At 44.0% G+C, this 11,095-nt stretch carries 3 protein-coding genes and 1 pseudogene; 2 read left to right on the plus strand and 2 right to left on the minus strand.

Features of this window, described 5'->3' with window-relative positions:
- Positions 1–76: 76 nt before the first annotated feature.
- Positions 77–1,375 (minus strand): annotated as a pseudogene (locus IJ23_RS21080) (Calx-beta domain-containing protein); the annotation flags it as partial.
- A 389-nt stretch (positions 1,376–1,764) separates the two neighbouring features.
- On the opposite strand from IJ23_RS21080, the gene IJ23_RS21085 reads away from it, so the two are divergent.
- Positions 1,765–3,078, plus strand: a complete 1,314-nt coding sequence (locus IJ23_RS21085) for a TolC family outer membrane protein (protein ID WP_021707835.1) — start codon at positions 1,765–1,767, stop codon at positions 3,076–3,078.
- Positions 3,079–3,080: 2 nt separating this feature from the next.
- Positions 3,081–3,695, plus strand: coding sequence for an OmpA family protein (locus IJ23_RS21090; protein ID WP_005377363.1), 615 nt, complete (start codon positions 3,081–3,083; stop codon positions 3,693–3,695).
- A gap of 87 nt (positions 3,696–3,782) precedes the next feature.
- On the opposite strand, the gene IJ23_RS21095 is transcribed toward IJ23_RS21090, so the two are convergent.
- A complete protein-coding gene (locus IJ23_RS21095) occupies positions 3,783–11,078 on the minus strand; it encodes a tandem-95 repeat protein (RefSeq protein WP_327196526.1) in 7,296 nt (2,431 codons plus the stop codon).
- Positions 11,079–11,095: the final 17 nt, after the last annotated feature.

Below are 11,095 nucleotides of genomic sequence, written 5' to 3' on the forward strand. Positions count from 1 at the left end.
CTAAGTACAGGCATGGCTCGACTGGAACAGTGGACTCGGGAGCATTCGACAGCGTCGCTTTGAAGTTCGTTGTCTACCCCTCATTGATGGTGACAGCGTCTGAAATAGTCGCGCTTGGACGGTCATCATCCGGATCGGGACCCGGGCAACTGCCGTCATCCACTCTCGTTGCCGACCCCGTATCGCTGCCTTGTACTGCGCCAATGCCGGTTACCGTGACACTGAAATCTTCTGGGCCTTCGTACACCGCATCATCAATGGAAGCGATGCGCACATCAAACTCAGTTTGCCCTGCTGGCACCGTGACTACGCCATCGTTTGGCACTGTCACCCAACCGCTTCCCGTGTTGTATTCTAAGGTACCTAAGTCACCGACTTCGGTATCGCCTAAGTTCAGGCCTAGCTCGACTTGAACAGCGGACTCGGAGGCATTCGACAGCGTCACTTTGAAGTTCGCTGTATCACCCTCATTAACCGTACCTGCATCACTCATCGTTACCGCTGGGCGATCATCATCAGGATTTGAGCCAGGTCCACTACCATCATCTAAAATAGTGGCAGTCCCAGTAACAGGTGTGCTTTGTTCTTCTGTCGTGCCAGAGAGCGTAAACGTTTCTGGGCCTTCAAATATAGAGTCGTCAATAGAGTCTATAGAGACCGTAAAGTCACTTTCACCCGGTGGGATCGAAATGGTAAAGGTTCCGCTTTCACCGACTGAAACTTCTTCTGTTGTACCATCAGAAAATGTTATGAGGACACGCTCATTGACGTAGTCACTCCCGTTCTCGTCAGCTGAGCCGCCTGTTGCGGTTCCATCAAGGAGAGAAAGAATGACATCAGTGTTGTCTTCAGTTGTTTGACTTAGAGTAATATCGAATACAACTTGGTCACCTTCGTTGATAGTCGGACTAGATATTTCTTGAACTAAGATAGTCGGTGGTACAGGGCCATTAATTACTCTGAAAAGATCCAACAAAGATAGTGCTTGAGTTGTAGATAGTCCGATTCCATCAATACCGACGGTCTCAAAATTCGTACTAGCCAACAATTCAGCGCCAGTACGATCTATTGCACCAGTATTTTGGGGGCTAGAACCACTTTCCTCACCTGCAGCTGGCTCAAAATCCTCACCAAGAGCAGCCGGGTCTTCTCCACTAGCGATAGCCTCGATTAGCGCAGTGACATCATCAGTAACGTTAATTGAACTACCTTGCGGTGTTACCTGTTGTACAATTAATTCTGATGTATCAGAAACTTCCTCAATAATTAATTCACCAGGCTGAGGTAGCTGACCACTTTCAAGACTTCTCAGGTTCCCATCAAGCCCTATAACCACGACATTGCTCATCAATGAACTTAACGCTACTCGATCCATGCTCTTCATCCTTGTATTAGTTTAATTAAAGGCTTGTTACTGCACTAAACACGTCTATAGTTTAGACAAAATATGAATTTTTCGTTTTATTCCAAGAGGATTTAGTTTTTTGAGAGTAATAAGGAAAATAACCGAAGAATTTGCCTTCATTTAAACCAGTTTCCGCTATGCTCTTAAGATAAAAAGGTTTTCTACGAAAAAATCGACCACTTACCAAGCAAGCTTTGCCTCGTATGCTAGAGTTTAGAGAGTAAGATTGTTGTTTTTTATTGAATTAAACATTTAAACATCAACAAGTTGATAATACGCACTAAGAAAATTCATTGTTTGTAACTTCTCGTCTCAAATATGAAACAGAATAAGAGCGACATGATTTTAGGAGAACTAACGTGAGATGGAATCGAGTACATATAGCCTGCTGTTGCTTAATAGTGTCTTCACCAGTTTTCGGTCAAACTCTAGAGCAAGCGGTTGCACAGACGCTACAAAATAACCCCGATATTAAGAGTGCATTTAACGAGTTTATGAGCCAGAAGTACATAAATGAAGCTTCATCAGGTGCTTACCTCCCCTCTGTTGATCTAGATGCTGGAATTGGATATGAAGGATTAGACCCGTCAGATGAAGTTGGTCGAGGAGACACGGATTACACTCGAAAGGAAGCTTCAGTGACACTGACCCAACTAATATGGGATGGTAGCGCTACATTAAATGATATTGATCGAACCGCAGCTGATGCTGAATCTGTTAGATTTCAACTCTTAGCAGATGCTTCAGATAAGGCACTTGAAGTGACTAAAGTGTACTTGGACGCTGTTAAAGCGTATGAAGTCCTAAAGCTTTCAGAAAACAACCTTGCTGTTCATAAAGATATTTACGATGACATTAAAAAACGAGTCAACTCGGGTATCGGCTCTACTGCTGACTTGACGCAGGTAGAAGCACGTTTGGCAAAAGCACACGGAAACTTAGCTGCTGCTCAAAATAACCTGTATGACTCTCACACGATGTTCACTCGTTTAGTCGGTCAAACACCACAAGGGTTAATCTTTCCGAGAGCGGACCAAAACTTTATCCCGTACACGGTTGATGAAGCGGTAGGCTTGGCATTTGAACTTCATCCCGTTATTCAAGTGGCGCTCGCAGACGTAGACTCGGCTAAGTTTCAATACAAACAGTCTAAAGGTGTTAATTACCCAACCATTTCAATTGAAGCTTCGCAAACATGGCGTGACGACGCTGATGGTTTAAAAGGTCGAAGTGATGAGACACTTGCCATGCTGCGTCTACGCTACAACCTATTCAATGGTGGCAGTGATGCAGCGAACTCAGAAAACTTTGCCTACCAGCTAAATAAAGCAAAAGACTTGCGTGAAGGTGCCTATCGCAATGTTGAAGAAGGGTTAAGGCTTTCTTGGAGTGCGCTTGATTTAACATTACAACAAAAAGAGTTTCTATCAGATCATGTAGACTCTGCGTCTGAAACCGTAATTGCTTACGAGAAGCAATATCGCATCGGTAAACGAACACTGCTTGATCTATTGAACACTGAAAACGAGCTCTTTGAGGCGCGTAAAGACTACTTAGATTCTAAATACGCAGAGCAGTACGCCAAATATCGAGTGATGAACGCAACTGGGCAACTGTTGAGTGCATTAAGGGTTGAAATGCCTAAAGAATGGCTAGAAGAAGTGGAGTATTAATTATGAAACACATAGCTTTTATTACACTCTCATTAATGCTCTCCGCATGCAGTTCATCAGATCGTGGTGATGAATATGATTACATAGATACCCCAATTGCCGATCAGTGGGCTGATCATATAGATGATGACTCTGACGGAGTCATTAACGAGCGAGATTTGTGCCCGGGTACACCTTTGGGTGCCGAAATAGACAACGACGGTTGTGGTTCGTACGTTGACTCCTCACAAGAAATGCAAATTCGAGTACTATTTGCGAACGATTCCGATGTGATCAACCCTATCTTTACGCAACAAATTCTTGAACTATCCGACTTTTTGAAAGAGTACCCGAACACGTCTATAGAGATTCAAGGTTATGCTAGTCGCACTGGTACTGCAGAACATAATCTTGACTTATCTAAGCGCCGCGCTGAAAACGTTAGAAAAGAGCTCATGAAGAATGGCATTAGTGGAGATAGAGTTACCATTGTCGGCTATGGAGACACAGTACTTGCGACACAAGGTACAGACCAAGTTAGTCACGCATTGAACCGTCGAGTAACCGCAACAGTGATTGGCCACAAGGGTGAAGTGAAGAAAGAATGGACCGTTTTCACAACACTTCCAAAAAGCTAGCACAACAATAAACAGACCGTAAAAATAAAAGGTCTAGCAAATTGCTAGACCTTTTTTGATTTTAAATTTGACTACAGTTTAGCGCTACTACATGTCTTTGTACTGAGCTTCTAAACTCGCAATTAAGCTTTGAGTCACATCATCAACACTTGCACCGTCAAAATGGATGTCCAATGTCGAGCTCCCTTTTGTAATACTCAGGTTTGCCTCAGATCCCCCGTCTGGTGCCACTTCTACATGATACTCTCCGACATCACCAGTATGATCACCTGATTGAAGATCATTAAGAAGCTCTCCAATTTCATCTTTAGATAAGTCGTCAAACAGATCTGAGAAGTCTAGAGCGTCTTCATTTTTATTGAAGTCAGTGACAGTATCAACATCGTTAGTGACTTCACTCCACTTAAAGATGTCGGCCCCTTCTGACCCTGTTAAAGTATCACTACCTAAACCACCAATCAGAATATCATCCCCTTCACCGCCAACGAGTATGTCGTTGCCACCATGACCAAATAGTAAGTCATCACCAGCGCCGCCATATAAATTATCCGATTTATCTCCTTGGTGAGTTTGGTTGAATTCTTCCAAGTTATTTCTAACGTACTCATGTATATCTTCGCCGTCAACGGTAGACACATCCTGACCCGTTTGCTGCGCCACATGTGATTGAATCGCACTTAAGCCTTGTTCATTACCACCAAACTCAATTAAGTCACCTAACAAGATATCGTTACCTTCACCTCCTTGAATAGTGTCTGAACCTTGTTTGAGAGGTACATCTTGACCCAATATCGTTTCAGCAAGCTTAGTAACATCAATATCTGACTCTACCACACCATCAGTGTCATACTGCTTGAGTGTATGTTCATCAACGCCACTCCCAAGACCTATCGCTTCTATAGAGGACAATGCCGCTAGTACTTGATACATGTGTTGAGCTTGTGTCGAGCTATTCCCTTCATCGTAATAACGGATAGAGCCATAATATCTGTCGATATCGCCAAGGATTCTTCCTGTTAGCGGTGAATAAACCTTACCGTAACTATCTATAACGACATCACCTTTGTAGGTAACTGTTTGTCCGTATGAGTAATTGTTTTTACTCGCAATATCTTGCAGGGTAACAAGCTTGCCAGAATTATCGACGTCCAAAATCACTTTCGAGAATTCACTCGGTGCTACACCATAGAGGTATGTTGCTCTATTTGGTTGACCATCCGTAACAAAGTACGTGATATTTTGGCCATTAGGGTTAGGTTGACTGCTGAACCATTCAACGGCCGACTGTAAGCCCGCCTCATAGTTTGTGCCGCCAGAACCCTCATCATCAATTACACGATTCAACTCTTCTACAAACTCTTTTCTTGCTGTAAGAGAACTCAAGTCAACAGAAATCACCGCTGATGCACTTGAAGCAAATTCACTAAGGTGAATATTCACTGTCCCTGGCTTCTCTCCTTGATTTACCGCACTTAACAGCTCATCAAACACGTCTAGCACTTCTTGCTTCGCAGTTCCTACCCAGTTACCCATGCTCCCTGAAGTATCCAGAACAAATGCGATGTTGTAGTCCTGACCTGCAATGATCTCCAATCCTTGAACATCACCAACAATAATATCGTGATCGTCACTACCCGTTATCTGATCATTCCCATGTGATCCCGACTCCAACACATAGTCACGAGCTGTAAGCTCAACGGATTCAGTTGTTGAAGCTGCGTCATTATTTGATCCTTCAACAGACGTAGCAGTAACGCTTAGCGGGAACTCTAAGCTGCCTTCATAATCGAATGGCACTCTGATATCCAGGGAAAGCTTACCATCTGTACCAAGAGTGACAGGGTAATCTCCATTTGAATCTTGCTTAATTGCGAGCCCATCAACATACACGTCAACACCGTCTGGTAGATCTTGTACAAGAGCAGTCTGCGCTAAATCCTCACTTCCATCGACATCAACTAGATCAACATCCACATCGACCGAAATCCAGCGATCTTGAAGCACTTCATAAGTGCCATCAGGTTTCAAATCAACAATTTTGTCTGCAAAAACAACGCGTTCAATTTCATATAAATGATCACCTCGGTCATCACTACCTGTATGATCGTTTACCGAATCGATAGAACGACTATCTAATAAAATCCAATATGGAACTTTACCGCCATGATCGTCTTTGAAGGTCATTTTGTAGTCATCAAAGTTCCCTGTTAGGTAGACTGTATCTTTACCATCATGCAGAGTAAGACTGGTCGCGTCATCACCATAAAACGTATCATTGTTACCACCGCCAACAAATACGTCATCGCCACCGCCACCATAGAATACATCGTTGAAATCTGTCCCAACAAACAAGCTGTCGGTGTCACTTAAGTCAGTATTGACTCCCAACACAACACCAGCGTGTGTATTAATTTTAGGTACTGCATTATCCAACCCAAGGTTGGCTGCGACAGCCTCATTTTCGGTATTGGTATTATTTATTGCCGATGTAGCTAAGTGGTGATTAGGATCAACAGCATCTCTTTTTACTAACTCTCCAACATTAATCGTGATCGCAGGGGCATCTGCAACTGCGGCAACGTTGATATCAAGTGTATTTGTTACGCCAGTATTTGTGGTATAGCTAATTAATGGAACGTCACCTGACCAATGCTCAGCAGGTTCAAATATGTAACTACCATCTCGGTTTACTAGTAACGTACCACTAGTCAAAGAAACACTTTCGCCTACCTCGTAATCAGCACCATCGATAGTAAGATGATCTACCATCAGAATATTGTCGCCGTCAGAGTCATTAAGCAATACATTCCCTTGTAGAGTATTGTCTTCTATGGTTTCGCTCAAATCACTTTCCGTTTCCGTCGGTAAGTTCTCATGTACTACAACATTGATCGCCAAGTTAGATTCTGCTGAATCACCATTCGAGCTTTCTGTACTCGTTGCAGTCAAATTGATAGTGAAGTCATCATGGGAGCCCGCAGGTGGAGTCACAGTAAGTGCATCTAATGCCCAACTTGTCACGTCCAGTTCTTCATCAATAGTTGCGACAGTAATAGAACTATTTCCATCTGAAAGGATCGCACCTACAGGTAAGCCAGTTAGCGTGACTTTAAGTGATTCAGAGCCATCTGTATCATTTAAGCTTGCTTTAATTTCAGAGAGCGGTATCGCTGTATCTTGTAACCCTTCGTTCAGCTGGTATGTTTCGTAAAACGCAACACCATTAACTTCTTGTAGTTCAGACGCTCTGATATCAGTTGCTTCTAGTGCACTTTCATCACTAACTACGTAAAGACTACTATTGCTCAGATTTACAGGCGCTTGTCCATTAATGGATACATCCACATTAAAGTTACCCGGACCACTTTGGTTATGGTGATAGATTTCAATTGGATAAAAGCCAGATACCGAAGGGGTAAAGCTAGCACCCTTAATATCACCACTGTCGCTCCCCCAACGAGCTTGATCAAGTAACGTACCACCCAACTTGATAGCAAGGCTATCATCTGCTTGCCCAACAAAGTCGTAACTCGAGCCAGCTTCGAGATAAACAAGAGATGTGACTAGAACGGCCTCATTTGCCAAGGTTGCATGAGTCCCTAAATCTTCCACATTTGCCCAACTCAATCGAGTACCATCGGCTTCATTAAGAGCGTTGATCGCTGAGATTAGAGTCTCTCCATTGACCCCCATACCATCACTAGAACCAATTTGAACATTACTCCATGTCGTAACGTTAAACTCTTGTTGAGGCAATGAGTTTAATGGCGTCACTGCAATTAAGTTCGGTTTGTCAGCTACAGGGTTCACGTCTATTGTCAGTGTCGACTCTTGACCAGAGCTCTGCCCATCTGTCGGTTTAAAACCAATTTGAGCGTAACTAGATTCCTGATCTCCGACTTGATTTCCGCCGAAGCTGTCACTGCCTGATTCATTTAATTCAGGTACAAAACGAACACCGTTTTCCTCAAAAAGCGATTTATCGAGGACTTGATCGATTTGTACAGACTGCCAATCGCCTTGCGAATCTCTGTACTCTAATGATCCATCGCTAGGAAGCGTTGTAATTTGGACGGAGAGATCTGATACGTCAGAGTCCACATCGCTAATACCGAATGATGACCAATCAAGCATCACTTGAGTATCTTCATTCATCTCAACCACTGAAGGCGAAGATTCAGGAGCATCATTCACATTTACCAGAGAAACATTGACCTCGGCAGTATCAATCCCGCCAGTTCCATCGATAACCTCAACCTGAAGCGTATAATCGCCCAAGTCAACATCATCGATTGTCTTGTTCAATGAAATCTGTCCGCTTGTCGGGTCGATATCAAAAATACCATTAGTGCTCGAGCCATCTGCAAAGCGGTATACAAGCACGTCATTATCGTGATCTTCAGCAACGACCGTGCCGATAACGGCCCCACTCGCCGTGTTTTCGTTAACTGACCCGAAGTCGTAAACATCATCATTTGGCTTGTCACCAGCACTATCGCCGCCAGAAATGAACTCTGGAGCGTGCTGAGCATCTATAATAGAGACTGTTGCTTCATTCGAGTCACTTGCAAGCGTCGAATCTGCACCAACCGTATCAATTAGAGTCACGGTTAGGTTTTCAAGATCTTCGTAAATACCATCATCGAGAGTTTTTATATCAATCGGCGCCGACGTTTTACCCGCTGGAATCGTGACTGTGTACGTACTTGGAGCAATATAATCTTTGTCATCAACATTCCCTCCGATTGTGAATGTTACCAGTACATCTTCATCTGCTTTTTGGTCAATGTTGACGATAAATTTTGCATCACTACCTTCATCAACTGAGGATTGATCTGAGCTAATAGTCACTTTCGGTGCACTTTGGGCATCAACGATCACAACACTTGCGCTGTTATTTGAAGCAATGCTCGCATCAGCGCCATCCACCTCTTTAATGGTTACTGTGAAAGATTCTGCGCCCTCATAAATACCATCGGTGACCGTCAGTAAGTCAAGAGCAGCTGAAGATTGACCCGCAGGAACTTCAACACTCAGAACGCCAACAAAATCTTTTCCATCTTGGGCCACGCCACTATATTCGACATGAACCGTAACACTCTCATCTGCAACTTTATCAAGTGTCAGCGTAAAGCCTGCCGTTTCACCTTCATTTACGCTGTTTTGATCGGCACTAATACTAACTAAAGGTGCAGGATCAGAATCCACAATATTTGCGTTACCAGTTGCAATACCATTACTGGTGACACTACCGATTTCCGTAACCGTCAGACCAAAGCTCTCATCACCTTCATGGACATTATCTAGTTTGGTCGGGACTGCGACTTTAATTTCAGCGACACCTGGAGGTATGGTAACGTCTCCATTAGGCGCCATATCTAATGTTTGAGTTTGACCATGAGTATCCACATAGGTCACTGCCATAGCGCCTAAATCAACATCTTCCGCAGTATAGCTATCATTTGTTGTTGACTTCAGATTGACGACAACGGCCTCTTGAACAGGGTTAGAGAGTAAAACGGTAAATATTGCGTCAGTTCCTTCAATGACATCGCCGGCATCTACTACGCTAAGTTTTGTACTGTCATTATCAAGAACTGTTGCCGTCCCCGTTTCACCGCCGATCTCAAGAACGATCGTTTCGCTGCTTTCCACAACCAAGTCATCAATAGTCGGAATCGATATTTCGAAGCTACTTATACCTGCAGGAACAATCAAGTAACCACCTAAGAAAACAACACCATTTGTATAGGTTGCATTTGATAGATTTACGTCATTCTTATCAACTGAAGAACCTTGAGCAAGCATATCAACTTGGTACTTAACGGCAGTGCTAGTGGTTTCATTTAGAACAACCGAGAACGTGACATTGTCACCCTCGGTCACACTATCACCGACCACAGACAGACTTGGCCCGTTTTCCGCAACATTACCATCTAACATTTCGTTAACGATATTGACTGTAGATGGATCGCTAACGCCATTTTCAGAGTCGACTGCCACATATCCAAAGCTGTCTTCGGCAGGAACACCTTCTACATAACGTAACTCCCAGTTACCTTCATTTTTCGTAGAAAAATCTAACTGAGTAATGACCGAACCTTCAGGAAGAGCTAGATCTTTCCCATAACCAACGCTTGTTTCTTGGAATAGCATGAAGTTGCCTTCAGGCTTCAAAAACTCGAACGTTTGAGTCTGTTGGACATTATTTGAATCTAAGTATGTAACCGTAATAAGTGCTGCGTTGTCATCACCGTAATCAAACAATCCACCTAATCCATCTAAGCCAAGGTTTACGCTGCCCACAGGATTATTAGACAAATCGATCGTAATCGATTCACCTTTCTCAATACCCTGCCCATCATTGTCAGCGATACCATTGCCGATGTGTGACACCTGGCGGTTGTACTGCGCAAGCTCACCGCTATCAGAAGAAATGGTGATAGAAGCTCCATTTGCTAAATGCTCAGTACGGGAATGTGATGAACCACCATCCTCACTTAATCCCCAGTTATTGAAATCTGTTGTAGATTCCGAGCCATTAGGCGTATTTGGACGATCTTTGATACCTAATAAGAAGCCAACATTATCAGCTTCATAGTAAAGGCTGTCTTTGTCATAAAGCGTATCGCTTACTTCTTTAATTTCGTGCAACTCACCATCACTATCTTTAAAGAACAACGTACCTGAGGTTGGCAGTTCAGTAATTCGGACATGTAGATCGTTGCCTTTTAAGTCGTCTTCAACATCCGCGATATGATCTTGAGAGTCGCCATCACCTAAAGGTTTCGTATCAGTATCAAATACAACTTGCGTCACAGGCTTGTCAGTCACATGCGTAAAGTCCTCACTGTCAGGCTTGTCATTGACTGGCGTCACATCGACGTTCACCGTGGTGGACTCGCTGACGCCACCGGACGTAACGATGTAGGTAAAGCTGTCTGTACCGTGGTAGTTGTCGTTTGGCGTGTAGGTCACGCTGCCGTCCGGGTTGACCGAGACCGTGCCGTTGGCTGGACCGTTGTTGGTATCGAGCGACACCACTTTATCGTCGCCTTCGAACGTGTCGTTACCTAAGACCTTGATGATGGTCGGCGTGTCTTCCACTACCGTCGCTTTATCTGCCACGATGTCCGCCACTGGCGCTACCGTGAAGTTCACCGTTTGGCTAACGCTCTCGCCGCTTGGATCGGCGGCAGTAAAGGTCAGCGCTTCAGAGCCGTTCCAGTCTGCCGTTGGGCTAATGGTCGCGATGCCATTTTCAATCGACACCAACACGTTGCTGTTGCCAGAGACGCTAAACGTTAACTCGCCATCCACGTTATCCACATCGCTGAAAGCGGTATTTAGATCGATGCTGTATGGCGTAAAGTCTTCCGCCAAGGTTTGGTCTGCGAGGC

This window comes from Vibrio sp. OY15, from assembly GCF_000742455.1.
Taxonomy (GTDB): Bacteria; Pseudomonadota; Gammaproteobacteria; order Enterobacterales; family Vibrionaceae; genus Vibrio; species Vibrio alginolyticus.

What these genes read in the sequence shown, in the direction of transcription:
- IJ23_RS21090 (WP_005377363.1), top strand. Translation starts at nt 3,081, where the DNA reads ATGAAACACATAGCTTTTATTACACTCTCATTAATGCTCTCCGCATGC.